Annotated in this window: 28 protein-coding genes; 14 read left to right on the top strand and 14 right to left on the bottom strand. The window is 59.2% G+C overall.

Annotated elements, in window-relative coordinates:
* Positions 1-116: 116 nt before the first annotated feature.
* Positions 117-998: an EamA family transporter RarD gene (gene rarD, locus JV201_RS13860; protein WP_023658818.1), complete on the top strand. Its 882-nt coding sequence runs from the start codon at positions 117-119 to the stop codon at positions 996-998.
* Here the strand turns inward: rarD and JV201_RS13855 are convergent.
* The 3 genes from JV201_RS13855 to JV201_RS13845 all read right to left on the bottom strand — a co-directional run bounded on the left by JV201_RS13855 (position 967) and on the right by JV201_RS13845 (position 4607).
* The gene (locus JV201_RS13855; RefSeq protein WP_256344718.1) at positions 967-2199 is read right to left on the bottom strand and encodes a dermonecrotic toxin domain-containing protein; all 1233 of its coding nucleotides are present in this window, start codon (positions 2197-2199) and stop codon (positions 967-969) included. The genes rarD and JV201_RS13855 overlap by 32 nt on opposite strands.
* A gap of 158 nt (positions 2200-2357) precedes the next feature.
* Positions 2358-3434, bottom strand: a complete 1077-nt coding sequence (gene hppD, locus JV201_RS13850; RefSeq protein ID WP_219407083.1) for a 4-hydroxyphenylpyruvate dioxygenase — start codon at positions 3432-3434, stop codon at positions 2358-2360.
* A 249-nt stretch (positions 3435-3683) separates the two neighbouring features.
* Positions 3684-4607: a DMT family transporter gene (locus JV201_RS13845; protein WP_219407082.1), complete on the bottom strand. Its 924-nt coding sequence runs from the start codon at positions 4605-4607 to the stop codon at positions 3684-3686.
* 77 nt (positions 4608-4684) lie between these two features.
* Here JV201_RS13845 and JV201_RS13840 point away from each other — a divergent pair, with 77 nt between their 5' ends.
* From JV201_RS13840 to JV201_RS13830, 3 genes are all read left to right on the top strand, one after another.
* Positions 4685-5557: a LysR family transcriptional regulator gene (locus JV201_RS13840; RefSeq protein ID WP_219407081.1), complete on the top strand. Its 873-nt coding sequence runs from the start codon at positions 4685-4687 to the stop codon at positions 5555-5557.
* Positions 5558-5681: 124 nt separating this feature from the next.
* The gene (locus JV201_RS13835; protein WP_219407080.1) at positions 5682-7226 is read left to right on the top strand and encodes an EAL domain-containing protein; all 1545 of its coding nucleotides are present in this window, start codon (positions 5682-5684) and stop codon (positions 7224-7226) included.
* Between the two features lie 196 nt (positions 7227-7422).
* Positions 7423-7788 (top strand): histone-like nucleoid-structuring protein, MvaT/MvaU family, encoded by a 366-nt coding sequence (locus tag JV201_RS13830; protein WP_003212570.1) that lies wholly within the window; start codon positions 7423-7425, stop codon positions 7786-7788.
* 170 nt (positions 7789-7958) lie between these two features.
* Here the strand turns inward: JV201_RS13830 and JV201_RS13825 are convergent, their stop codons facing one another.
* On the bottom strand, positions 7959-8495 hold the full coding sequence (locus JV201_RS13825; protein ID WP_008432526.1) for a DUF4946 domain-containing protein: 537 nt from the start codon (positions 8493-8495) through the stop codon (positions 7959-7961).
* 193 nt (positions 8496-8688) lie between these two features.
* On the opposite strand from JV201_RS13825, the gene gloA reads away from it, so the two are divergent.
* A complete protein-coding gene (gene gloA, locus JV201_RS13820) occupies positions 8689-9210 on the top strand; it encodes a lactoylglutathione lyase (protein WP_008432524.1) in 522 nt (173 codons plus the stop codon).
* A 63-nt stretch (positions 9211-9273) separates the two neighbouring features.
* On the opposite strand, the gene ahpF is transcribed toward gloA, so the two are convergent.
* The 3 genes from ahpF to JV201_RS13805 all read right to left on the bottom strand — a co-directional run bounded on the left by ahpF (position 9274) and on the right by JV201_RS13805 (position 12607).
* The gene (gene ahpF, locus JV201_RS13815) at positions 9274-10839 is read right to left on the bottom strand and encodes an alkyl hydroperoxide reductase subunit F (RefSeq protein ID WP_219407079.1); all 1566 of its coding nucleotides are present in this window, start codon (positions 10837-10839) and stop codon (positions 9274-9276) included.
* A 128-nt stretch (positions 10840-10967) separates the two neighbouring features.
* On the bottom strand, positions 10968-11531 hold the full coding sequence (gene ahpC, locus JV201_RS13810) for an alkyl hydroperoxide reductase subunit C (RefSeq protein WP_003173835.1): 564 nt from the start codon (positions 11529-11531) through the stop codon (positions 10968-10970).
* Positions 11532-11680: 149 nt separating this feature from the next.
* The gene (locus JV201_RS13805) at positions 11681-12607 is read right to left on the bottom strand and encodes a site-specific integrase (protein WP_008432517.1); all 927 of its coding nucleotides are present in this window, start codon (positions 12605-12607) and stop codon (positions 11681-11683) included.
* 161 nt (positions 12608-12768) lie between these two features.
* Between JV201_RS13805 and JV201_RS13800 the strand changes: the two genes are divergently transcribed.
* Entirely contained in the window at positions 12769-13776 is a 1008-nt protein-coding gene (locus JV201_RS13800; RefSeq protein WP_177027858.1) for a DNA-binding protein, read from the top strand.
* On the opposite strand, the gene gorA is transcribed toward JV201_RS13800, so the two are convergent.
* Together gorA and JV201_RS13790 are read right to left on the bottom strand one after the other, a co-directional pair.
* The gene (gene gorA, locus JV201_RS13795; RefSeq protein WP_102369015.1) at positions 13777-15135 is read right to left on the bottom strand and encodes a glutathione-disulfide reductase; all 1359 of its coding nucleotides are present in this window, start codon (positions 15133-15135) and stop codon (positions 13777-13779) included.
* Positions 15136-15191: 56 nt separating this feature from the next.
* A complete protein-coding gene (locus tag JV201_RS13790) occupies positions 15192-17330 on the bottom strand; it encodes a TonB-dependent siderophore receptor (RefSeq protein WP_134326572.1) in 2139 nt (712 codons plus the stop codon).
* Positions 17331-17463: 133 nt separating this feature from the next.
* Here JV201_RS13790 and JV201_RS13785 point away from each other — a divergent pair, with 133 nt between their 5' ends.
* The gene (locus JV201_RS13785) at positions 17464-18231 is read left to right on the top strand and encodes a helix-turn-helix domain-containing protein (protein ID WP_177020095.1); all 768 of its coding nucleotides are present in this window, start codon (positions 17464-17466) and stop codon (positions 18229-18231) included.
* A 55-nt stretch (positions 18232-18286) separates the two neighbouring features.
* Here JV201_RS13785 and galU read toward each other — a convergent pair whose 3' ends face one another.
* On the bottom strand, positions 18287-19126 hold the full coding sequence (galU, locus tag JV201_RS13780; protein WP_003212579.1) for a UTP--glucose-1-phosphate uridylyltransferase GalU: 840 nt from the start codon (positions 19124-19126) through the stop codon (positions 18287-18289).
* A gap of 307 nt (positions 19127-19433) precedes the next feature.
* Between galU and JV201_RS13775 the strand changes: the two genes are divergently transcribed.
* Positions 19434-19619 (top strand): hypothetical protein, encoded by a 186-nt coding sequence (locus tag JV201_RS13775; protein ID WP_003212580.1) that lies wholly within the window; start codon positions 19434-19436, stop codon positions 19617-19619.
* A gap of 144 nt (positions 19620-19763) precedes the next feature.
* A complete protein-coding gene (locus tag JV201_RS13770; RefSeq protein ID WP_003212581.1) occupies positions 19764-20048 on the top strand; it encodes a hypothetical protein in 285 nt (94 codons plus the stop codon).
* Here the strand turns inward: JV201_RS13770 and JV201_RS13765 are convergent, their stop codons facing one another.
* The 4 genes from JV201_RS13765 to JV201_RS13750 all read right to left on the bottom strand — a co-directional run bounded on the left by JV201_RS13765 (position 20049) and on the right by JV201_RS13750 (position 22458).
* Positions 20049-20279: a hypothetical protein gene (locus JV201_RS13765; RefSeq protein ID WP_003212582.1), complete on the bottom strand. Its 231-nt coding sequence runs from the start codon at positions 20277-20279 to the stop codon at positions 20049-20051.
* Between the two features lie 63 nt (positions 20280-20342).
* The gene (locus JV201_RS13760) at positions 20343-21266 is read right to left on the bottom strand and encodes a c-type cytochrome (protein WP_003212583.1); all 924 of its coding nucleotides are present in this window, start codon (positions 21264-21266) and stop codon (positions 20343-20345) included.
* The gene (locus tag JV201_RS13755; protein ID WP_256344302.1) at positions 21263-21913 is read right to left on the bottom strand and encodes a c-type cytochrome; all 651 of its coding nucleotides are present in this window, start codon (positions 21911-21913) and stop codon (positions 21263-21265) included. The genes JV201_RS13760 and JV201_RS13755 overlap by 4 nt, the downstream gene beginning before the upstream one ends.
* 194 nt (positions 21914-22107) lie before the next feature.
* Positions 22108-22458, bottom strand: coding sequence for a hypothetical protein (locus JV201_RS13750; protein ID WP_003212585.1), 351 nt, complete (start codon positions 22456-22458; stop codon positions 22108-22110).
* A 212-nt stretch (positions 22459-22670) separates the two neighbouring features.
* Between JV201_RS13750 and JV201_RS13745 the strand changes: the two genes are divergently transcribed.
* From JV201_RS13745 to ada, 5 genes are all read left to right on the top strand, one after another.
* Entirely contained in the window at positions 22671-22973 is a 303-nt protein-coding gene (locus JV201_RS13745; protein WP_003212586.1) for a DUF1883 domain-containing protein, read from the top strand.
* A gap of 11 nt (positions 22974-22984) precedes the next feature.
* Entirely contained in the window at positions 22985-23149 is a 165-nt protein-coding gene (locus JV201_RS13740; protein ID WP_166742130.1) for a hypothetical protein, read from the top strand.
* Between the two features lie 82 nt (positions 23150-23231).
* Positions 23232-23948, top strand: a complete 717-nt coding sequence (locus tag JV201_RS13735) for a 2OG-Fe(II) oxygenase (RefSeq protein WP_177023086.1) — start codon at positions 23232-23234, stop codon at positions 23946-23948.
* Positions 23938-24618 (top strand): DNA oxidative demethylase AlkB, encoded by a 681-nt coding sequence (gene alkB / locus JV201_RS13730; RefSeq protein WP_134326567.1) that lies wholly within the window; start codon positions 23938-23940, stop codon positions 24616-24618. The genes JV201_RS13735 and alkB overlap by 11 nt, the downstream gene beginning before the upstream one ends.
* 76 nt (positions 24619-24694) lie before the next feature.
* Complete coding sequence (gene ada, locus JV201_RS13725) at positions 24695-25759, top strand: bifunctional DNA-binding transcriptional regulator/O6-methylguanine-DNA methyltransferase Ada (protein WP_008432501.1); 1065 nt, start codon at positions 24695-24697, stop codon at positions 25757-25759.
* Positions 25760-25763: the final 4 nt, after the last annotated feature.

Here is a 25763-nt window from a genome sequence, read left to right as displayed (position 1 = left end):
GAGAAATCCTCCCATAAACCGCTCCAAAACAGAGCAAACATCTCACCTCAAAAGCACTATATTCCCTCCCTGAAATCCCCCCTTCTTTTGTATCAATCGGCTTTCGTGAGGACAGTGTGTCTAAAGGTGTTGTGTTATCGGTCTTGGCCTCGGTGTTGTTTGCCGTGATGTATTACTTCACGTCGCTGCTTACGCCCTTGAGCGGCCTGGAGATCTTCGGCTGGCGCATGTTGTTGACGGTGCCCTGCATGACCGTGTTCATGATTGTCAGCGGCGAGTGGCGACGGGTGTGGGAACTGGTTCGGCTGGTTGCGGCCAAACCCGCGCTGATCGGCGGGGTCGTGGTGTCTTCGGCCCTGCTGGGGGTGCAGTTGTGGCTGTTCATGTGGGCGCCGCTCAACGGTCGCAGCCTGGATGTATCGCTGGGCTATTTCCTGCTGCCATTGACGATGGTGCTGACCGGTCGGCTGGTGTATGGCGAACAATTGTCACGCCTGCAAAAGATTGCGGTGTTCTTCGCCGGTGCTGGTGTGCTGAACGAGTTGTATCAGGTGGGCGGATTCTCCTGGGCAACCCTGGTAGTGATCATCGGCTACCCGGTTTACTTCGTACTGCGCAAACGCCTGAAGACCGACCACCTCGGCGGGCTGTGGCTCGATATGGCGCTGATGTTGCCGGTGGCACTGTGGTTCGTGCAAAGCGGCGAACAGGGTTTTGCCGTGCTCGACGCCCACAAGGGCTTGTACGCCTTGATCCCGATGCTGGGCTTGATCAGTGCGTCGGCGCTGGTGTGCTACGTCGTCGCCAGCCGCTTGTTGGCCTTCAGCCTGTTCGGGCTGCTCAGCTATGTAGAACCGGTGCTGCTGCTCGGCGTGGCCTTGTTGTTGGGCGAAAGCATCAAGGCGGGGGAATGGCTGACGTATCTTCCGATCTGGCTCGCGGTGATGGTGCTGGTGTTTGAAGGCTTCAAGCATTTGGTGCGTCAGCAGAAGGCCTGACAGCGCTTTTTTTTGCTGCCATTTCGAGCATTACAGCCGTTTGCGACAACCCCCCTCGGATGGCCCCGTAATACGGAATCCTGCCTTGGATTTCGTCGCCTATTTGCGTCAGTGCGGCGTCCATTTGCGCCTTTTCAACGCCAAACAGCTTACCGAGCCGGTTGCCATGGTTGAGTTCAAGCAAGGTGCCGGTGACGGGGTTTTTGACGATTTTTTCGATGGACTGCGCCACATCCTCAGGCACGCCCAGTGCGATCAAGGCCGTCCCAATGCCTGAACCCGGATTCTTCAGTTGGCGGATGAACTCGTCGAACAGCCCCCATAAATCGTTGGCACCCACATTATCCAGGCTGACACTGACGACCGTTTTCAAGTATTGCTCTCGCGAAACAGGCGACAGCGGCTGGTCATTGTTCAGGCCGTTTTTCACAAAGTAGAAGTTGCCCTTGTTACCTCCTCCATGGAAGTTGCCGTAGGCATCGTACTGATAGAGTACGGTTTCTCCGTCCGGACGTGTGCCTGCGAAAGTCACCCGGCCATCACGGGTCTCAACTTTCAGGTAGGTCCCCGTCAGCCCGTTGACCGGTACCGGCGGCACGCTTGTGTGCTTGTCCAGGCGATTGAAGATATCGCCCTTTTCGTAGCCAAAAGGCCCGACCACGGCATTGATATCGCCTGCTGCGAAGCGCGTCATCGTGTCTTTTACCCGCTTTGTCTGATCGGCAGGTGCATTGCGGGAAAAATGCCCGGCAAATACATCCAACGTGTCAGGGTCGGTGGCGACCTCTTTGAGCCAGGCGTTCATTTCTTCAAGGTTATTGAATTCGAAGAACGAATTGCCCTCCTCGTCAGGAATGTACAACAGGATATTCGTTCCGGTTTCAGAGGCGGGTACGCGTTTGACCACCAGAATGTCGCTCGACTGGATCCCGTCCACCGCGAACGTGCAGACCTGCGCGCCGACGGTTGATGAGGTACCCGGGGCCAATACGGCATTGGCCAGTTCGACGCCTGCGGCGGTCAGCTCGCCCTGCGCACTGCTCCATTCCACGTTCGAGGAAAACGTCACGCGGGCGACAGTGGCAGGACTTAATGGGGAGGGAGCAGTTGGGGCCAAGGGACTGATGGCCGGTTCGTCGTTGACGGCTGCTGCCTGATTCAAACCTGGAGGTGGACTACCGGTGTGCGCAATGACTGTCATACATGAACCTCAACTGGGCATATGACACTGAGTAACGCTGGCAGTGAATTCCGTTCCTGGCCGCTGGCAACCGCCTGTGTCCCGATGTTTCTGCCGGGCAACAAAAAGCCCGGCCAGGTGCAATCCCGGTCGGGCTTTTTTGTGTATCGCCCAGGCGATCAGTCAGCGGTCAACACACCACGACGCAATTGGTCGCGCTCGATGGATTCGAACAGTGCCTTGAAGTTGCCTTCACCAAAGCCGTCGTCACCCTTACGCTGGATGAACTCGAAGAACACCGGGCCCATCAGGGTTTCCGAGAAGATCTGCAGCAGCAGGCGCTTGTCCCCCGCCACTGACGAGCCGTCCAGCAGGATGCCCCGTGCCTGCAGTTGATCCACCGGCTCGCCGTGGTTCGGCAGGCGGCCTTCGAGCATCTCATAATAGGTGTCTGGCGGCGCGGTCATGAAGCGCATGCCGATCTTCTTCAACGCATCCCAGGTCTTGACCAGGTCATCGGTGAGGAAGGCAACGTGCTGGATGCCCTCGCCGTTGAACTGCATCAGGAACTCTTCGATCTGCCCGGCACCCTTGGACGATTCTTCGTTCAGCGGGATGCGGATCATGCCGTCCGGTGCGCTCATGGCCTTGGAGGTCAGGCCGGTGTATTCGCCCTTGATGTCGAAATAGCGCGCCTCACGGAAATTGAACAGCTTCTCGTAGAAGTTCGCCCAGTAGGCCATGCGGCCGCGGTACACGTTGTGAGTCAAGTGGTCGATGACCTTGAGGCCCGCGCCCACCGGGTTGCGCTCGACACCTTCGAGGTACACGAAGTCGATGTCATAGATCGAGCTGCCTTCACCAAAGCGGTCGATCAGGTACAGCGGCGCGCCGCCAATGCCCTTGATCGCCGGCAGGTTCAGCTCCATCGGGCCGGTTTCGATATGGATAGGCTGGGCGCCCAGTTCCAGGGCCCGGTTGTAGGCCTGTTGCGAGTCCTTGACGCGAAACGCCATGCCGCACACCGACGGGCCGTGCTCGGCCGCAAAGTAGGAGGCGATGCTGTTGGGTTCGTTGTTGAGGATCAGGTTGATCTCGCCCTGCCGGTACAGGTGTACGTTCTTGGAACGGTGGGTCGCGACCTTGGTGAAGCCCATGATCTCGAAGATCGGCTCCAGGGTGCCCGGGGTTGGCGATGCGAATTCGATGAACTCAAAGCCCATCAGGCCCATTGGGTTTTCGTACAGGTCTGCCATTTTCGGTGCCTCATCATCATTCTTGTAATTAACAAATGTTTATTTGCGAGCAAGGATGAGGTCAGCGGGTGGCGCACAGGAGATACCCCGCACGCTGCGGGCGAGGAAGTCACCAAAGATGAGGGGGGACCCGAGTAGCTTCATGGTTACATCAGTCTCTGACGGGCGAGGCTTGCGTTAGCGCAAGTCCTTATTCTTGTATGCGTAAATCGATTCTACACAGCGTAAACAGATTTGTCCGTACTCTTATCAAATCCCCATTGCCCTGGCCCGCGCAAGGGGTTTGTTGCACAGATAGATACCCAGCAGAATGACCGTCCCACCCAGCAGCATCGGCACGGTCAGTTGCTCGCCAAGCAGCAATGCGCCGCAGATCACTGCCGTCAGCGGATTGAGGGCGATAAATACACCCGCACGGGTGGCGCCGATGCGGCGCAGGCCATCGTAGTAGCCGATGTAGGCCAGTGCCGAGCCCAGCACGCCCAGGTACAGCAAACTCATCAGTTGGGGCAGATCAATCCGGCCCAATGCGGCCGCCGTTAGTCGGCCCGTCACCAGCGTGGTGATCGTCAGCATCAGCGTGCCCAGCAGGATCGACCAGGTCACGGTTTGCAACGGCCCCAGGCGCTGGTTGAGACCCCGGGAAAACAGCGAGTACACGCCCCACCCCACCACGCAGCCGAAAATCAGCAGGTCACCGACCCACGCATCTGCCGTGCCCTGCAGCAACTGCGGGTTGCGACTGACGATCACCAGCCCTGCGCCACCCAGGCACAGCGCGATCCCCACCAGCTTGAAGCAGCCCAGGCGTTCCTTGAACAGCAGCCACGAGGCCAGGCCAATCACTGCCGGGTTCAGCGCCACGATCAACGACGCCCGGGACGCATTGATGTAATGCAGGCCGTAGAAAAAACACAGGTTGTAGAAAAAGATCCCGAAAAAGCCCAGCACCATCAATTGCACCCATTGCGCGGTGGTCGGACGCACCAGGCGAATACGCGCGACGCCCAGGAAGGCCAGCAGCGCCAAGCTGGCCAGTGCAAAGCGCACGGTCGCCGCCAACAGTGGGTCCAGGCCTGCCGCCAGATAGCGCCCGGCAACGAAGGTGCCGCCCCAGATCATGGTCACGGCCGCCAGCTTCAGATACGTCAGACGGTCAGGGCTCGGGTTCATCAGATTTCTACTCACAAGACACGGGATTGGCTTATTGTTTGGCTAATCCACGATCATCGTAAAATGAGTAAATACTCATGACCCTTACCCAACTGGAAATCTTTTCCCTGGTGGCCGAACTGCAAGGTTTCACCAGCGCCGCCAATCGCCTGGGCATCAGCCAATCGGCGGTGTCCCATGCGATCAAATCCCTGGAGCAGGAACTGGGTGTGGAGTTGATCCGACGTCATCAGTCCCAGGTCGAACTCAGCGATATCGGCCAACAACTGCTGTTGCGCGCCCGGGCCATGCTCGGGTTGGCCAACACGCTGCGACAGGAAGCCGCCGATGCCCGCGGGATGAAGCGCGGCACGCTGCGCATCGGCTCGTTCGGGCCGACCTCATCGATTCGCTTGTTGCCCGCGATCCTGCAGCATTTTCGCGAGCAGCATCCGGGCATCGAGGTGCATGTCGACGAAGGCCCCGATCGCCAGGTGACGCAGTGGCTGGAAGAGCGGCGCGTCGACGTTGGGTTTGTGGTGCTGCCTGAAGAGCGCTTCGATACGTTCCCGTTGATTGAGGACCAACTGGTCGCGCTGCTGCCCTTGGGGCATCACTTGGGCGCGCAGCCAAGTGTCAGCCTGAAAGCGCTGTGTGGTGAACCTTTTATCCTGACCCAGGCCGGTTCGGCCGAACTGGTCTCAAGGCTGTTCGTCGGTGCAGGGTTGCAGCCGGATGTGCGTTACCGCTGCTCACAGCTGCTCAGCACCCTGGACACCGTGCGCCGGGGCGACGGCGTGACCATTGTTGCCGAGTTGTCGCTGCCTGAATCCACGCAGGCGGATTACCTGATCAAACCGCTCAAGCCTGCCGTCAAACGCCAGGTGGGGCTGGCGGTACTGGACCGTCGGCAGTCCTCACCGGCAACCCTGGCATTTATTCAACTGGCCACACGGTTGAAGCTTTATTGAACATGCACAGACGCCTGCCGCCATCTATCATGGCCAATACCAATACGCTTTGTTGGAAGGCCACCGAGGTTGTCCCGACCGCATTTGAGCGTCCTATTGCCCTCTCCCGCTACAGGCTGCGCAAATGCCACTGACCGTCAAAGGCCCCCGAAAGGCCTCCACTCGCCATCTGATCACCCTGCTCAGTGGCGCGCTGCCCATTTTGCTGGGTGTGCTTATCCTGTATTGGCAAGCCGGGCGCACCCTCGAGCACAGCACCGCGCAAACCGCCCAGGAGGCCGTGCGCCAGTTTGACCTGATGCTCGACAACACCGCCCTCGCCGCCCAGGACCTGCTGCCACTGGCCGGCCATGAATGTGATAACCCGACTCAACTGAAGCTGCGGGAACAGGTCACCCGCCGGCCGTTCGTGCGCGCCACCACCTTGTCCTGGCAGCGCAACATCTATTGCAGCTCGTTGTTTGGTGGCAACTACCAGTCACCGGTCAACCCTGAGGACTACGTCGGCGGTCGTCTCTGGCTGATGAAAGGCAACCCGGTGACACCCGACACCGCATTGCTTGTTTATCGCCTCACCGAGGGAGACCGGGGGGCCTTTGCCTCCATCGATGGCTACCACCTGACAAACGCCTTGCGCCTGATCAGCCGATATACCGACCTGGTGTTGCAGGTGGGGCCTAACTGGCTGGCGGCGGATGGCAAGGTGCACAGCACAACGCTGCCGACATTTTCCGTCGCGCATCATCATCTCGACTCCACACGGTATACCTACAGCGTGGAAGCCGGGATGCCGGAGGGTGAAACCTGGCGCTACATGCAGGCGCGGTATCCTGCACTGTTCGTTCTGGTGGTGTTTTTCGGCGTGCTGGCAGGCATCCTCGCCCACTGGCTGCAAAAGCGCTCATCGGCACCGACCCTGGAACTGCAACGGGCCCTGGGCGCCAATGAATTTGTGCCCTATTACCAGCCAGTGGTGCGTGGCGACAACATCCGGCAGTGGGCCGGCTGTGAAGTGCTGATGCGCTGGAATCATCCCAGGGAAGGCCTGGTGCGCCCGGACCTGTTCATTCCCCTGGCCGAACATTCGGGCCTGATCGTACCGATGACCCGCGCCCTGATGCGCCAGACCGCCGCACAGTTGGCGCCCCACACCGCGCAGTTTGCCGACAATTTTCACGTGGGCATCAACATTACCGCTCGCCATTGTCACGACCTGAAGCTGGTGGAGGACTGCCGGGAGTTCCTCGCTGCCTTCCCGCCGGGCAAGGTGATCCTGGTCCTTGAGTTGACCGAGCGCGAGTTGATCGAACCCACGGATATCACCCGCCAGCTGTTCCAGGCGCTGCATGAAATGGGGGTAATGATCGCGATCGACGACTTTGGCACCGGCCACTCCAGCCTCGGTTATTTGCGCAACTTCAATGTCGATTACTTGAAGATAGATCAAAGCTTCGTGGCAATGATCGGTGTTGATGCACTCTCGCGGCATATACTCGACAGCATCATTGAACTGTCTGCCAAGCTGGACCTGGGCATCGTTGCCGAAGGCGTCGAAACACAAGAACAATGCGACTATCTGGCGGCCCAAGGCGTTGATTTCTTGCAAGGCTACCTGTTTGGCAAGCCTGTACCTTGCGACGAGTTCATTAGATTCCTGAACAGCCATTGAATAGCCAGCCACTTCAACGGAAATATTGTTATTTATACAAAAGACATGATTTACTCATGACTGATTAACTACTACAATTTTTCCTGCCTGTGCTGAATTGGCAGGAAGGCCACTTTCATTGAGTCGCCTTAAGGCTCTTGGCTTATCGCTTTGTTTGCAGTAGATATCAGCCAAATACACTATTGGAGTATAGATTTTGTCCAGACTCGCCGAATTTCGCGCAGCAGAAAAAGCCCTTCAAGAGCAGCTTGCCCAGCTGGAATCCCTGAAGAACGATGCTGGTTTGAAGAAAGAAATCGAATTCGAAGAAAAGCTGCAAGGGCTGATGAAGACCTACGGCAAAAGCCTGCGCGACATCATCTCCATCCTGGATCCTAACCCGGGCAAGTCCGGCGCTTCCGTCGCTGCCGCACCCAAACAGCGCCGTGCCCGCGTCGTCAAGGTTTACCACAACCCGCACACGGGTGAACTGATCGAAACCAAGGGCGGCAACCATCGCGGCCTGAAGGCGTGGAAAGAACAGTACGGCGCAGCCACAGTAGACTCCTGGCTTCGCGGCTAATGCTTTGCGGCTAGTACAAACGCACTAAGAAAAGCCCTGCACATGCAGGGCTTTTTTGTTTACAGGCATCGATAGTGAAACAAATCAGGACGCTGGCACTTTCAAAAGCGAACTTTAAAAAACATTTCACTTTGTTCAAATCGACTTATTTGTCGCGATGCCTACAACGCTCAAAGTTTAAGGCTGTCACGCACCGAACTGACTTCATCCTTGCTTGATTCGTAAGCGTCGGCCTGGCCTGCGTATGAAAAAACATAGGCCTTATCGGTATCGACAGCCCCCACCAACGTTTGCGACAGCACATGCCGACCGTTCTCGGTGATTACACAGGTAGTTTCCAATGCCTCAAGCCGGCTCAATGTTGTGGGGTGCATCTTGGTGCACACACTTTGATAACCACCCTGGGCAAAGTCCTTCTGGATGGATTTGCGCATTTCCAGCAGCACGCCTTGCAGGTTGACCGTATGCCCTGCTTCGATTGGCGTGCCCGTCAACTCCATGACCATCAAGGTCGCGCCATTCTCATCATTCTTTATGGCCCGCTGGCGGGACACCGCCGACGGTTGCGCCGGGGCCTGATCGTCGGGCGCCACTTCCTCTACCTGCCAGCCGCTGGGCCAATGAATTTCCGGGTCAGCCGCCCATGCAGCGGTGCTGCCCAGCAACAGGCCCAGGGTACTCAACAACGGTGCGCGAAATCCGGTCATTACGAAAAACACTCAAGGTTCAAGCGACAAAGTTTGGGCCCCGGCACCCGCTGGCCGCAAGGGTTGCGTGACCTTTTTCATTTGGCGCAACCGGCAGGGCTGCGTATCATGGACCGGCTGCACGGATGCCAGCCGCAAGCCAAGGGATGCTCCAACCGGAGCCACGTTTGCCCCATTTTTCTCTGGAGGGCCCATGAGCCTGCACGAACTGAACACTTTCCCGGGCGTCACCGCCCAGCCTGACGCCGCCACCACGAACTTCGTATTCAACCACACCATGCTGCGGGTCAAGGACATCACCAAGTCGCTGGATTTCTACACCCGCGTACTGGGTTTTTCCCTGGTTGAAAAACGTGACTTCCCGGAAGCCGAATTCAGCCTGTACTTCCTGGCCCTGGTCGACAAGGCCCAGATCCCGGCCGACGCTGCCGCCCGCACCCAGTGGATGAAGTCGATCCCGGGCATCCTCGAACTGACCCACAACCACGGCACCGAAAACGACGCGGACTTTGCCTACCACAACGGCAACACCGACCCGCGTGGCTTTGGCCATATCTGCATCTCGGTGCCGGACATCGTTGCTGCCTGCGCGCGCTTTGAAGAACTGGGCTGCGACTTCCAGAAGCGCCTGAGTGACGGCCGCATGAAAAGCCTGGCATTCGTGAAAGACCCGGATGCGTACTGGGTTGAAATCATTCAGCCAACGCCGCTGTAAGGTTCCGCCGGCAATAAAAAACCCCATGATCACTCATGGGGTTTTTCATTTCCGGGCCGGAATTTACGCCGGGGCGGAAGTGCGGATCAGGTGATCGAAAGCACTCAGGGAAGCCTTGGCGCCCTCGCCTACTGCAATCACGATCTGCTTGTACGGCACAGTCGTTACGTCGCCGGCGGCAAAAACGCCTGGCAGCGAAGTCTCACCACGTGCATCGACGATGATCTCGCCACGTGGAGTCAACTCCACAGTGCCTTTGAGCCAGTCGGTGTTGGGCAGCAAACCGATCTGTACAAAGATGCCTTCCAGGTCGATAGTCTTGAACTCGCCACTGTCGCGATCCTTGTAGGCCAGGCCGGTAACTTTCTGGCCATCCCCCTTGACCTCACTGGTCAGCGCGCTGGTAATCACGTCAACGTTCGGCAGGCTGTACAGCTTGCGCTGCAACACGGCGTCGGCGCGCAACTTGCTGTCAAACTCAAGCAAGGTCACGTGGCTGACGATACCGGCCAGGTCGATGGCTGCTTCAACGCCGGAGTTACCGCCGCCGATCACCGCCACGCGCTTGCCCTTGAACAGCGGGCCGTCGCAGTGCGGGCAGAAGCACACGCCCTTGGCCTTGTATTCCTGCTCACCCGGTACACCCATTTCGCGCCAGCGGGCACCGGTGGCCAGGATCACGGTCTTGGACTTGAGGGTCGCACCGCTTTCGAAACGGATTTCGTGCAGCTCACCGTTGTTTTTCGCCGGGATCAGCGCAGTAGCACGCTGCAGGTTCATGATGTCCACGTCGTACTGACGCACGTGGGCCTCCAGGGCGCTGGCGAGTTTCGCCCCTTCGGTTTCCTGTACCGAGATAAAGTTCTCGATCGACATGGTGTCCAGCACCTGCCCGCCGAAGCGCTCGGCTGCAACACCGGTACGGATGCCTTTACGTGCAGCGTAGATAGCCGCTGCCGAACCCGCTGGGCCACCGCCGACGACAAGTACGTCGAACGCATCTTTGGCGCTGATTTTCTCGGCGGCTTTTTCGATACCGCTGGTGTCGAGCTTGGCGAGGATTTCTTCCAGGCCCATGCGGCCCTGGCCGAAGTTCACACCATTCAAGTAAACGCTGGGCACGGCCATGATCTGACGATCATCGACTTCTGCCTGGAACAGCGCACCGTCGATGGCGACGTGGCGGATGTTCGGGTTCAGTACTGCCATCAGGTTCAGCGCCTGGACCACGTCCGGGCAGTTCTGGCACGACAGCGAGAAGTAAGTCTCGAAGCTGAACTCGCCTTTAAGGGCGCGAATCTGTTCAATCACTTCGACACTGGCCTTCGAGGGGTGGCCGCCGACTTGCAGCAGCGCCAACACCAGCGAAGTGAATTCATGGCCCATTGGGATGCCGGCAAAACGCAGGCTGATATCGGCACCCGGGCGGTTGATGGAGAACGATGGCTTGCGCGCATCATTGCCATCGCTTTTCAGGGTAATCAGCGTCGAAAGGCTGGCTACATCTTGCAAGAGGGCAAGCATTTCCTGGGATTTCGCACCGTCATCGAGGGAGGCGACGATCTCGATCGGCTGGGTGACCCGTTCCAGGTATGACTTCAACTGAGCTTTAAGATTGGCGTCCAACATACGGGCGATTTCCTATTAATTCGGTTTATTGCAGACAAAAAAAACGCCCGAGCGAATCTCGCCCGGGCGTTTCGAGGGCGGATGCAGCTTACTTAGGTGCGGTAACCCGCCCTTGGCATTTCACAGACTTAGATCTTGCCGACCAGGTCCAGGGACGGAGCCAGGGTGGCCTCGCCTTCTTTCCACTTGGCTGGGCAGACTTCGCCCGGGTGAGCAGCAACGTACTGGGCCGCCTTGATTTTGCGCAGCAGCTCGGAAGCGTCACGGCCAACGCCGCCATCGTTCAGTTCAACGATTTTGATCTGGCCTTCAGGGTTGATCACGAAGGTGCCACGGTCTGCCAGGCCAGCTTCTTCGATTAGCACGTCGAAGTTGCGGGAGATGGTCAGGGTCGGGTCGCCGATCATGGTGTACTGGATTTTGCCAATGGCTGGCGAGGTGTTGTGCCAGGCAGCGTGGGCAAAGTGGGTGTCGGTGGAAACGCTGTAGATTTCGACGCCCAGTTTCTGGAATTCGGCGTAGTTGTCAGCCAGGTCTTCCAGTTCGGTTGGGCAGACGAAGGTGAAGTCGGCTGGGTAGAAGAAGACGACAGACCATTTGCCTTTCAGGTCAGCATCAGTCACGTCTACGAAGTTGCCGTTTTTGTAGGCGGTAGCTTTGAACGGTTTTACTTGGCTGTTGATGATAGGCATCGTTGACTCTCCGTCAGGTTTGTAGAAGGGCTTAGTAAGTTGATGAGGTGAATCCTACCCACTCTCCCGGCCGATGGCTCATTGGCAAACCTGATGCTGACGATTGGTTTTCACTATCAAGAGACTGTATTAATAGAAGAAACCTTGAATCACTCGAGGGATGCTCGGGTCATGCCGAGAAAGGGCGTCGCTTCAACATAGCGCATGGCCGATTTCATGTCTTTCCAGCCGACGTAAGTCATCAACGACTTCAAGTCCCAGCCACTGCGATGAGCCCAGGTAGCGAAGCCCCGGCGCAGGGAGTGGCTGGTGTACTGATCGGCCGCAATCCCGGCGCGCTCCAGCGCCTGGCGCAATAGCGGGATCACGCTGTTGGCGTGCAAGCCCTCCTCGCCCAGGTTGCCCCAACGATCAATGCCGCGAAACACCGGGCCGCGCACCAGCGCTGAAGCGCTGAGCCATTCGCTATAGGCCTGCACCGGGCACAGCCGCAACAGCGCCGGCGTCTGGTAGGTGCGGCCGATATTTTCCCGATCACTTTTGCTGCGCGGTAGATACAGGGTGATGCCCGAACCGGGCACCGCCTGCACGTGCTCGATATTCAACCGGCATAACTCATCGCTGCGAAAGCCACGCCAGAAACCCAGCAGGATCAACGCCGCGTCACGCTTGGCCCGCAGCCATCGAGGATGGTCTTCTGCGCGCCGGGCGTCGTGGCCTTCCTGTTCGAGGAACTGGATGACCTGCTCCAGGTGCTGCAGTTGCAATGGCTCCGCCTGTTTTTCCTGAGCCGGGTGCAGGGCGCGAATGCCTTTCAGGACTTTGCGCACCACTGGCGCCTTGGTCGGATCAGGAAACCCCTGGCTGGTGTGCCACTGGGCCAGCGCCGATAAACGCAGCTTCAACGTGTTGACCGACAGCACGCCCGCATGCGCCACCAGATAGCGCGCCACGCTGTCGCTGGTCGCCGGCAGGAATCCACCCCAATTCACCTCGAAATGCTCGATTGCCGCTCGATAGCTGCGGCGGGTGTTATCGCGGGTGGCCGCATTCAGATAACGGTCCAGCTCACTCATGCCTGTACTGCCATTGGCTGTTGTCCATTTCAAAACCTGTATCACACGGGATAATACGCCAATATCCCATCTGATAAATCATCAATTTCGGCTTTAAAACAATCGTGATATAGTACGTATATACATACTACGTACCACAGTACTAAATCGACGGAGACTCCATGGCTCGCGGCGGCATCAATAAAGCAGTAGTTCAAACGGCACGCCTGGCGATCCTTGCCCGTGGCGAAAACCCGAGCATCGATGCAGTACGCATCGAGATGGGCAATACCGGCTCGAAAACCACGATTCACCGCTATCTGAAGGAGCTGGACGAAAGCGAAACCCGCCAGACCATCACCGAAGCGCCCATCGACGACGAACTGGGTGAACTGGTGGCGCGACTGGCCCAGCGCCTGAAGGAGAAGGCCCAGGAGCCTATCGACCTGGCCCTGGCGCAGTTCCAGCAACAGAAAACCGCCCTGCTCGCCCAGGTTGAGGAGCTGGAAGCGGCCCACTCCCAGCTCAAGCAGCAGTTCGATATCCAGTCCGCCGCCCTGGCCGATGAAAGCGCGGCCTTGCAAAGCACTCGCTCCAGCCTGCAAACCGAGCAAACCCGCAACGCCGGGCTGAGCCAGGCGTGCAGCGATTACGAGTTGCGGATCAACGACAAGGACGAGCAGATTCGCTCACTGGAAGAGAAGCACCTGCATGCCCGGGACGCCCTGGAGCATTACCGCAATGCGATCAAGGACCAGCGTGAGCAGGAACAGCGTCGCCATGAAGGCCAGTTGCAGCAGGTCCAGGCAGAGCTGCGCCAGGCCCAGCAGAGCGCGATGGTGCGCCAGGATGAAATCACTCAGTTGCACCGCGATAACGAGCGCCTGCTGATCGAGCATCGGGTGACCGTGAAGGAATTGAGCGCACTGCAGGAACAGGCTCGCCAGGACCGTGAACAGCAGCGTCAATTGAGCGAGCAAGTGAGTGTGATCGACAGCGAGCGTACCCTGTTGCAGGAGCGCTTGCGAGTTGCCCAACTGGAGAATCAGGCGCGCCAGGAAGCGCTGGCCGAGCATCAGAAGACCAACAAAACCCTGGAACTGGACCTGGTCAAGGCCCAGGCCAGTATTGATGCGCTGCGCCTGGCAGCCGTCGTTGCGACGGTGCCGGAAGCAACTACCGAGGGCTGATTACTGCGCCACTGGCGTGCGCATGGTGACGAACTCTTCCGCCGCCGTTGGGTGCACGCCGATGGTTTCATCGAAATGCTGCTTGGTCGCGCCAGCCTTGAGCGCGATCGCCAGGCCCTGCACGATCTCGCCAGCGTCGGGGCCGACCATGTGGCAACCCAGGACCTTGTCGGTCTCGGCGTCGACCACCAGCTTCATCAAGGTCTTTTCCTGGCAGTCGGTCAGGGTCAGTTTCATCGGCCGGAAGCGGCTTTCGAACACCTGCACCTTGTGCCCGTCTTCACGGGCCTGCTCTTCGCTGAGGCCCACGGTGCCGATATTCGGCAGGCTGAACACCGCCGTCGGGATCATCGCGTAGTCCACCGGACGATATTGCTCAGGCTTGAACAAGCGACGTGCCACGGCCATGCCTTCAGCCAGGGCCACTGGCGTCAGTTGCACGCGGCCGATCACATCACCAATCGCCAGGATCGACGGCTCGGCGGTCTGGTACAGCTCATCCACTTCGACAAAACCGCGCTTGTCCAACTTGACGCCGGTGTTTTCCAGCCCCAGGTTATCGAGCATCGGGCGCCGGCCGGTGGCGTAGAACACACAATCGGCTTCCAGCACGCGGCCATCTTTCAAGGTGGCCTTGAGGCTGCCATCGGCCTGTTTGTCGATACGCTCGATGTCGGCGTTGAACTGCAGGTCCAGGCCGCGCTTGGTCAGCTCTTCCTTCAAGTGCGTGCGCACCGAGCCGTCAAAACCGCGCAGGAACAGGTCGCCGCGATACAGCAGCGAAGTCTGTGCGCCCAGGCCATGGAAAATCCCGGCGAACTCGACGGCGATATAGCCACCGCCGACTACCAGCACACGCTTGGGCAGCTCCTTGAGGAAGAACGCCTCATTGGAGCCAATGGCGTGCTCGCGCCCCGGGATGTCCGGGATCTGCGGCCAGCCACCGGTGGCTACCAGAATGTGTTTGGCGGTAAAACGCTCGCCGTTGATTTCTACCTGGTGCGGGTCCACCAGCCGCGCATGCCCTTCGTGCAGGGTCACGCCGCTGTTGACCAGCAGGTTGCGGTAGATGCCATTGAGACGGTTGATTTCACGATCCTTGTTGGCGATCAGGGTCGCCCAATCGAAATTCGCTTCACCCAGGGACCAGCCAAAACCGCTGGCCTGCTCGAAGTCTTCGGCGAAATGCGCGCCGTACACCAACAGTTTCTTCGGTACGCAGCCCACATTCACGCAGGTACCGCCCAGGTAGCGGCTTTCAGCCACTGCCACTTTGGCGCCAAAACCCGCAGCGAATCGTGCAGCGCGCACACCGCCGGAACCGGCACCAATTACATAAAGGTCAAAATCGTAGGCCATTTCACTCTCCTCGGCAGGACAACAGCATACCTGCTGCCGCGCCAGAGGTCAGCGCCTTACCAGCGATACGTCGCGCTGGCCTGCAACGAACGGGTTGCGCCCCAGTAGCAAAGGAAACCGTTGCTGCAGTAGGCCAGGTATTCCTTGTTGAACAGGTTGCTGGCGTTGAGGGCCAGGCGCCAGTTCTGCACGTCATAGTGCGCCGCGGCATCAAACAGCGTGCGCGATGACACCTCCAGCGTGTTGTCGGCGCTGCCGTAGCTCGGCCCGAAATAGCGCGCACCCGCCGCGAAACCGACGCCCTGCAGCGGGCCGTCGTGGAAGGTGTAGTCCGCCCACAGCGAGGCACTCTTGCCCGGGATGCCGGTCGGGTGTTCGCCCTGGTCGCCGTCATTGGATTTGAGGATGCGCTGGTCCATCCAGGTGTAAAAACCGATCAGGCTGAGGTTCGAGGTGACCTCGGCATGGGCTTCCAGCTCGATGCCGCGGGAGCGGATTTCGCCTTTCTGGGTGGCAAAATTGGGGTCGACATCGTCGGTGGTCAGGACGTTTTGCTGACGCAGGTCGAACACTGCCGCGCTGTACAGGCTGCGGGAGCCCACAGGCTGGTATTTAACGCCGGCTTCGTACTGCTTGCCGGTGGTCGGCACAAATGTCGCGCCCAGCCGGTCAGTGCCCAGTTGCGGCTGGAACGATTCGCTGTAGCTGACATACGGCGCAACGCCGTTATCAAACACGTAGCTCAGGCCCGAACGCCAGGTGAGTTTCTCGTCGTGCTGGCGCGTGTTGCTCAGGTTGGCGCCGGTCAACGCGCTGTCCTGATTGTCGTAGGTACGCGCCCAGTCTTGCCGCACACCGATCAGCCAGCGCCAATGGTCGAAGCTGAGCTGGTCCTGCAGGTACACGCCAAACTGGCTCTGGGTGGTGTATTGGTTGATGGACACCGGCACCCTCGGCAAGGCGCTGAAGTCGGGGTTGTAGATATTGATCGCACTCGGGAAATACTGACCGCCCCGGTTGATGGTCTGCAACAGCCGCTGGAAGTCCGCCCCCATCAGCACAGTGTGCTTGACCGGGCCGGTGCTGAAGTCGGACTGCAACTGGTTATCAAGGGCGAACTGGCCAAGGTGCTCATGATTGACGTTGGCCCACAGCGGCGCGGTGGCAAGGTTGGCGTCCAGCGGCCCGGTGAGGGAAGTCTGGTAGTAGTCGACGTCATCATGCATATAGCGCAGGTGCTGGCGAAAGCTCCAGGTGTCGTTGAACCGGTGGCTGAACGCGTAGCCCAGGGAAAACTGATTGCGCTTGAAGCGATCGCGGTCAGGGTCGCCCAGGTAATCATCGGGGCGCAAGCGCCCATTCGGGTTGTGCAGCGCGGTGCCATACGCGGGTACCGGGTTGAACAGCCCACCTTCCGGGTCGTATTGATAGTTGGCCAGCAGGGTCAGGCTGGTGTCGTCGTCGATGTTCCAGGTGATGGCCGGCGCGATGGCGATGCGCTGGTCCTTGATGTGATCGGTCTGGGTATCGGCCATGCGGCCCAGCCCGGTCAGCCGATAGGTCACATCGCCCTGCTCGTCCAGGCGCCCGCCAAAATCGAAGCCGGCCTGATAGCGGTTGTCATTGCCCACGCTCATTTGCAACACGTGCAGTGGCTCATCCGTCGGCCGCTTGCTCTGCATGTCCACCAGGCCGCCCGGCCCGCTCTGGCCGTACAGCACGGAAGCTGGCCCGCGCAGCACGTCGATGCGCTCCAGAAACCAAGGGTCGACCCGAGGCGTAGCGAACCAGGTCGTGCGATTGAGCTTGAGCCCGTCGAGGTAGGAGTCGGCATCGAAGCCGCGAATGCTCAACTGGTCAAACCGCAGGTCGTTATCCTGGGAGTAAACCCCTGGTGTGTAGCGCAATGCCTGGTCGACGGTTTGCGCCGCCTGGTCATCCATCTGCTGGCGGCTGACCACCGAGATCGATTGCGGCGTCTCCACGATCGGCGCGCCGGTTTTGGTGCCCACGGTGGTGTTGCGCGCCACATAGCCTGGCACCACGCCGTCTGCCGGCTCGGCCTCGGCGGCTGTCACCGCGGTGTCCTTCAACACGATGGGCGCGTCATCGGCCCACACAACAGGAGCAAGCGCCAACACCACCAGCGCCAGCCTGGAAAGGTAAAACGGAGGAGAAGACAACGCACCGGACATGACGATTCCTTGAAAAGTCTTTTTGTTAATCGTTCTTATTTAATATTGAATCGCGTTAAAGATCCGGTCATTCTTCTACGCGCACGGGTCAATTAATGACCGTTCCAACCTACATCTCAGGAATCATTCTTGATTGGACAACATCTGGCGTAAACGCTTTGGGGCGCCCGCTCGCAGCACCAGCGAGGAATTACGGGTTCGGGCCCATGACTATGTCGATGGCGCACGAGAGATTTGGCACAGCCATGAATATGGCCAACTGGTGCACGCCACCCAAGGCGTGATCCGGGTGTTGACCCGCATGGGCGCCTGGACCGTCCCGCCGGCATACGGCTTTTGGATTGCGCCGGGTGTCGACCATGAATTGCACATGGTCGGTGAGGTTGCGATGCGCGCACTGTACGTGGAAAGCGATCAATTACCCACGGCGTGGCAATCCTGCCGATTGATCAGGGTGGAGCCGCTGCTGCGGGAGCTGATTCTGGGCATGCTCGCACCCGACGCCCACACTGCCCTGCTCACGCCATTGCTGCTGCACCAGTTGATATCCGCGACTGAAACCGAAGGCTGCAGCCTGCCATTGCCCCGGGACAAACGCGTGCTCAGTGTGTGTGAAATGCTTCTGGAAGACCCGGCGAACCCGGCCACCCTGGAAGACTGGAGTGAATCCATCGGCGCCAGCGTGCGCACCCTGCGCCGGCGGTTTCGGGATGAAACCGGGCTGAGCTTCAACCAATGGCGCCAGCAGCTACGGATTGCCGAAGCCGTTTGCCAGTTAGCCCAGGGCCGACCATTGGGGGCTATTGCACGGGACATGGGCTATGCCAACGGCAATGCGTTTGGTGCAATGTTCAAGCGGGTACTGGGCGAAGCCCCCAGCCGCTATTTGGGCAAGGCATAAAAAAACCTGCGGTCTTTCGACTCGCAGGCTTTTTCAACGGGCTGGCAACGATGAATCAGTAAGCCTTGCCAGTCTTGTAGAAGTGCTCGTAGCAGAAGTTGGTCGCTTCGATGTAGCCTTCAGCGCCACCGCAGTCAAAACGACGACCCTTGAACTTGTAGGCAATCACGCAACCGTCTTTTGCCTGCTTCAGCAGGGCGTCGGTGATCTGGATCTCGCCACCCTTGCCTGGCTCGGTTTCTTCGATCAGCTTGAAGATGTCAGGGGTCAGGATGTAGCGGCCGATGATCGCCAGGTTCGACGGAGCATCTTCCGGCGCTGGCTTTTCAACCATGTCGCGTACGCGGATCAGGCCATCACCGATATCGTCGCCGGCAATCACGCCGTACTTGTTGGTTTCCTGAGGATCGACCTCTTGAACCGCGACGATGGTGCAACGGTACTTCTGGTACAGCTTGACCATCTGGGTCAGGACGCCGTCGCCTTCCAGGTTTACACACAGGTCATCGGCCAGTACCACGGCGAACGGTTCGTCACCGATCAGCGGACGACCGGTCAGGATCGCGTGACCCAGGCCTTTCATTTGGGTCTGGCGGGTGTAGGAGAACGAGCACTCGTCGAGCAGCTTACGGATGCCGACCAGGTATTTTTCCTTGTCGGTGCCCTTGATCTGGTTTTCCAGCTCGTAGCTGATGTCGAAGTGGTCTTCCAGGGCGCGTTTGCCACGGCCGGTCACGATCGAGATTTCGTTCAGGCCGGCATCCAGTGCTTCTTCCACGCCATACTGGATCAGTGGCTTGTTCACCACCGGCAGCATTTCTTTGGGCATGGCCTTGGTCGCTGGCAGGAAGCGAGTGCCGTAACCGGCTGCTGGGAACAAGCATTTCTTGATCATATGAGTCCTTACAAAGGGCTGTGCGTACGAAATTCGGCGCAGTCTAATCAGGCCGCAGTCACCTTACAATGGGTCCTGCTGGCGTTGCGATGTCAACATAGAGAAAAAATGTCGGCGTAAGTTCCGCCGGCATTCAATCAAGTACCTTCGCCGCTGTTAGAAATCGTCGGCTTGTGCCCGTCATTCAAAGGGCTCCAACCTTTTTAGCACGCTTTATGACGATCGGCACTGACCTGCAACAACTTGCGCCGCCCCACGCCGTTTGGCGCTATCATTACGCCCTTGAACCAGACAACGAGATTGATAGATGTCAGAACCAAAAGGCGTGAACGGCTACCTGATCACCAAGCGAGCGGACGGCTGGCACTTGATCAACTTCCATGGCGACAGCGTTGCCGGCGCATTCGCGACCGAAGCTCAAGCCTGTGCCGTGGCCGAAGTGTTTGTGGATGAGGCCGGCCACGCGTCGAGCAAGCGTCCGAAAACCAAGTAACACCGCGGTAACGCCAATCAAGCCTCGTTTGACGGGGCTTTTTTGTGTTTGTCTGTACGTTGATGGCGGTTCGCTATAATCTCGCCTGTAACGCCCCACGACAGTGTCAGCGCTCCCCTCCAACACCCTGATGACGACTCCTACATGAACAAGATCCTGGCACTGATTGCGGTACTGGCGCTTACCGGTGGCTGCACCACCACTTCCGACACGGTCCTGAAGAACGGCGAACAAGGACTGGCCATCGACTGCTCCGGCGAAGCCAACTCCTGGGCCAGCTGTTATGAAAAGGCTGATGCGTCCTGCGCGGGCACCGGCTACCGGATTGTCGGCACCGAAGGCACACCGGCCCTGAAAGAAAGCGACAAGACCCTGGGCAAGGATGTCGGCAACTACAAGACCCGCAGCGTGACGGTGGTCTGCAAATAACTACATGTGAATTTCGGCGAACTTGATGCCCAGGCCGCGAATGGTCTCGATCAAGTCGTCCAGGCGGGAGAAGGATTCGACTTCATCCTGGTCATCCACCAGGAAGTAGCTGCGACCGCCGCTCTTCTTGAAGAACACGATCCACTCGCCCGTATCCGCGGGATTTTGAATCACATGGGTCGCAGAAATATGCCCCCCTGCATGCTGTTCCCTGACTTGCTCACGTTTCATGACTGAGTTTCCGAAAAGACAATGCCGCTGATTCAGCGGCATTTTTTATGGGTTATCGACAGTTTAACGGATGCCTTGGCCAATCAGTACGCCATCGACCGTCTGCCCGTAAAGATTGACGCCGTCATTGGCGTGGAACTTCACCCGGGTTTTCTCCACGGAGCCGTCCACCAGGCGCGGGTCCTGAGGACGCTCGTGACGGTTGACGTAGGCCGCCACGTCCCAGGCTTGCTGGTCGGTCAGGCTGCCGCCCTGGCCCAGGGGCATGTTGTGCTTGATGAAGGACGCTGCCGTATTGATTCGATGCATCCCGGCGCCCCAGTTGTAGGAGTCTTTACCCCAGAGCGGCGGCATCACGTAGTTGTCGCCCACTTTCTGGCCCTGGCCTTCGGCGCCATGGCACACCGCGCACTGGCCCTTGTAGACCTCTGCGCCCTGGGCCAGGTCGTAACCCTTGGCGGGTGCCGGCACGTCCGGGTAGCCACGGCCCGGCAGTTCGACGCCCAAGGGAGCCTTGCTCGCCAGCCAGTAGGCATATACCGACAGCGCGGTAATCTCCGGGCTGTCTGCAGCCGGTGGCGTGCCGCCATTCATGCTGAACTGGAAACAGCCCTGCAAACGCTCGGCGAAGGTGTTGACCTTGTCGTTCTTTTTCCGATACGCCGGGTACATCGGGTAGGCACCCCACAGCGGCGCCGAATTGGCCAGGCGACCCTGGTCCAGGTGGCAATTGCTGCAATTGAGGCCATTACCGACAAATTGCGGCGCCAGGCGCTTGGTGTCGACAAACAGCGCGTAGCCCTGTTTCACCAGCTTGCCGTAGGCGTTGTCCGGCAGCTCGCTTTCTTTGGGCGGCTGGAACTGCACGGCAGCCCCATGAGCGCCGGCTGGCTGCAACTGTGACTGGTCTTCCATGGCAATAGGGGCGGCATGGACGGGTACGCCGATCAGGCTTCCCAGCAGCGGAGCAAACAAGAAGCGCTTCATGGCTTGGCCTCCTGGCCGCTCAACGAGGCAAAATAGGTGGCCACGGCCTGCACTTCTTCAGCGCTGAGGGATTTGGCGATATGGCCCATCAGATCATTCGGATCGTTATGGCGCGTGCCGCTGCGCCAGGCGTTCAACTGCGCCGCGAGGTAGGCCGCAGATTGTCCGGCCAGGGGTGGAAACCCGTCGCCGACGCCCACGCCGGCCGGGCCATGACAGCTGACACAGGCCGGAATCTGGCGCTCCCACGCGCCTTGCAGGGCAATCTTTTGCGCAGCGTCAGTAGGCATCTCGCTGCGGTGCACCGGCACAGGTGCGGGCGCAGGCATTGCCGCCAGCTGCCGGGTTACAGCGCTGACTTCCTCTTCCGTGAGGGCGTTGGCCAGTGGCTGCATCACCGGGCTGTTCCGGGCGCCACTTTTAAAATCGTGCAGTTGCTTACGCAAATACCCCGCCGATAAACCGGCCAAACGCGGAAAACCCGCGGCTGCCAGCCCCAGGCCATCAGCCCCGTGGCAGGCCACGCACGGCGCAGCTCCCGGCTGCGAGCCGCCCTGCATATAAACGTTTTTTCCCTCCAGCGCGTGGGCATTGCCCAACATCAGCAACAACGCGCTACCCATCAGAACTCGTTCCAGAGACATCATCACGACTCCATTTTTATAGTTATATGCTTAGGCGAATTAGGCATAAGCCTACAAATGGTAGGGCAATGGCCCGGTCGCGACAACACTCATCCGCGAGCAAAGGACGGTGTACTGAACCTCGCGCACAAAAAAGCCCGACGCTGCGGCAGCAGGGTCGGGCTTCTTGATCGGATTCGAGGTGGGCGGCTACAGACTCAGCCGGAAATGCACGCTTCCCCCGCAGCCTTCACGTCACCTGGACGAATAGGCACATTGGACATGCTCTCGTAGAGCTTGATACTGCTCCCGCTGGAGCGCTCTTCAATTTCAAAAATGGCCGACGGGTCGGCAGAAAACTTCTGCGGTACGATAACTTGAACACCATCCTTGTGAGGCTCGATCTGCGAAGGCCTGCGGGTTTTAGACAATTTCTGGACAACGCACGCCGCGTATTCCTGTGGTTTTTTCCCGGAGATCACTGCCAGCGTTGGTGGGGTCTGCTTGATATCCGCCACCGAAGCACATCCACCCAACGCCAGGGCCAGAACCAACACACTCCACTTCATATAAAAACCTCCGATAAAGACCCTACGACAGCGAAGAAGGTATTTTTCTCCCGCCCACGTAGGATTTATCCCTGATAACTCGGTAAATAACTGTTTTAAATTGTCGAAGTCGTCGACGACGGTCCGATAATAAACGTGCTGGGGCTGATAAACTCCATCTTAACCTACGTATCGTTCTGATTTTTCAGAAAAAGCCCTTCTGGAGACACCTTATGAAATTCATCCACCAGCGTGAGCACCTCAATGAAGGAGATATTGTCGTCATTGAATGCTCGCAAACCTGCAACATCCGCCTGATGAGCGATGCCAACTTTCGCAGCTTCAAGAACGGCGGCCGCCATACTTACCACGGCGGCGCGTTCGACAAGTTCCCGGCAAAAATCACTGCGCCCAGCACCGGGTTCTGGAACATCACCCTGGATGTCGTGACCCGCCGCGCCATCAGCGTGACCAAAAAGCCGACGTTGTCCCACAAGATCCGCATTGTGCGCCGCACCAATTCGAAACTGAGCTGACAGGAATGCCCGTGACTACCACCAAATATGTGATCAAGTACAAACTCAACGGTGAGCGCCGCTTCGAGTTCGCCCAACTGCAAGCAGGCAGCGTGGAGGAAGCCAAGGAAGCCCTGGCGAAAATCCACGATGCCAGCGATGAGATTACCGACATCAATGTGAGCAAGGCGCTGTAATTCGAGCGCAAGCATCGGAGTGTTCTGACGCTGACGACTTTCTAGACTGGCAGCCCTAATGCGCTGCCACAGGAACTTGTCGATGCCTTCCACTCCACTGCATGAACGCCTGGCCAAGCTGGACTGGGCCGCCATCGAGCAAGCCCTCGATGAACAGGGTAACGCACTGATTCCGGCCCTGCTGGATCAGCAGGAATGCGCTGAACTGAGCGGCCACTACCCCCGACCCGAACTGTTTCGCTCCCATGTGATGATGGCCAGGCACGGCTTTGGCCGGGGCGAATACAAATATTTCCGCTACCCGCTGCCAGCGCCGATCTGCGCGCTGCGTGAACAGCTGTATGGGTTCCTGGCGCCCCAGGCCAATCGCTGGAACGAACAGATGAACCTGCCGATCACCTATCCGGTGCACCATGCCGACTTCATTGCCCGCTGCCACGCTGCCGGGCAGCAACGCCCTACCCCGTTATTGCTGCAATACGGCCCAGGCGACTACAACTGCCTGCATCAGGATCTGTACGGGGAACATGTGTTTCCCCTACAAGTAGCCATCCTGTTGTCGCAGCCGGGAGAGGACTTTCGTGGCGGGGAGTTGGTGCTGACGGAGCAGCGGCCAAGAATGCAATCCCGGGCCCAGGTCGTCCCTCTTAACCAGGGTGACGCGGTAATTTTCGCGGTCAATCAGCGACCCATGCCGAGTGTTAGGGGGTTTCATCGGGTGACCTTGCGCCATGGGGTCAGTGTTCTGCACAGTGGTACCCGGCATACCTTGGGAGTGATTTTTCACGATGCGCAGTAAGACCCTTCCCGGATCAACCGCCGATTTGTTCGCCGATGAGGCGCTGCAACAGCCCCCGGGGCGCGAGCAAATCGGTGAACAATCCTACGTCCTCAGGGGCTATGCCCTGCCCTGGCTCGAGCGTTTGCTACCGGAACTGCGACGGGTATTGGCTCAATCGCCCTTCCGGCAAATGGTCACGCCCGGTGGTTTTACCATGTCGGCGGCGTTAAGCAGTTGCGGTGACTTGGGCTGGACGACCGACTCCACCGGTTATCGCTACTCCCCGATTGACCCGAATAACCAACAACCCTGGCCAGCCCTGCCGGCCGCATTGCGCGAACTGGCCGTGATGGCGGCAGCAGATGCAGGTTTCGACGATTTCGAGCCGGATGCCTGCCTGATCAACCGCTATGTGCCAGGCGCGAAAATGTCCCTGCACCAGGACAAGAACGAGCGTCGCTATGCCGCCCCGGTGGTCTCGGTGTCATTGGGTTTACCGGCGATCTTCCTGTTCGGCGGCCATGAGCGCAGCGACAAGACGCAAAAAGTCTCGTTGTTCCATGGCGACGTAGTGGTGTGGGGCGGCGTGGACCGCCTGCGCTTTCACGGCGTGATGCCGATCAAGCCCGGCACGCATCCGGTCATGGGGCCGCAGCGCATCAACCTGACGTTTCGCACGGCCGGATGAACTTGACCGCAAGCATCGGAGTGATGGGAATGCCCCACGGGACTAACCTGGCATTCTTCAACCAGGAGCCACCACCATGACCGCGCGCCACGCCACCGAACAAGACCCCCGCTGGGCAGCGATTGTCGCCCGAGACGCCAAGGCCGACTTGACCTTCGTCTATGGTGTGAAAACCACCGGTGTGTACTGTCGCCCCAGCAGTTCCGCACGGCGCCCGCGCCCGGAGAACGTCGAGTTCTTCGACACCCCGCAACAGGCTGAAGCGGCGGGCTACCGGCCCAACAAGCGCGCGTCGGGGGACCAGACCCAGGTGGCCGCACGCCATGCGCAACTGGTGGCAGCGGCCTGTCGGCACATCGAACAGGCCGAAACCCTGCCGCCCCTTGAAGATCTGGCCGCCCTCGCCGGCTTGAGCCCGTTCCATTTTCATCGGGTGTTCAAGGCGGTGACCGGCCTGACGCCCAAGCGCTACGGCAGCGCTCATCGCTCGCGCAAGGTACGGGACGGCCTCAAGGACCAGCACTCGGTGACTGATGCGCTGTACGACGCCGGCTTCAATTCCAACAGCCGCTTTTATGAGGCTGCCGACCAATTGCTCGGCATGAAGCCCCGCGACTACAAAGCCGGCGGCACCAATACGGATATTCGCTTTGCCGTTGGCCAATGCTCGTTGGGCGCCATTCTGGTGGCCCAGAGCAATCGCGGTGTGTGCGCGATCCTGCTGGGGGATGACCCGGACAAACTGGTGCGCGACCTGCAGGACCAGTTTCCCCGCGCCAATCTGCTGGGTGCCGATCACGACTTCGAACAATTGATCGCCCAGGTGGTGGGCTTCATCGAAGCGCCGGCCCTGGGCCTGGACTTGCCCCTGGACTTGCGCGGCACTGCGTTTCAGGAACGCGTGTGGCAAGCCTTGCGGGAAATCCCGGTGGGGTGCACCGCCAGCTACGCCGAGATCGCCCAGCGCATCGGCGCGCCGACCGCCTATCGCGCCGTGGCCCAGGCATGTGGTGCCAACAGCCTGGCGGTGGCGATTCCCTGCCATCGCGTGGTGCGCGCCGACGGCAATCTGTCGGGCTACCGCTGGGGGGTCGAGCGCAAGCGGCAGTTGCTGGAGCGCGAAAGCCCGGCAGAATCCTGAGGAC

This window comes from Pseudomonas sp. Colony2 (assembly GCF_019382755.1).
Lineage (GTDB): Bacteria > Pseudomonadota > Gammaproteobacteria > Pseudomonadales > Pseudomonadaceae > Aquipseudomonas.
Note: the sequence above shows the minus strand (reverse complement) of the source record. Positions and strands in the feature narration are given on the sequence as shown.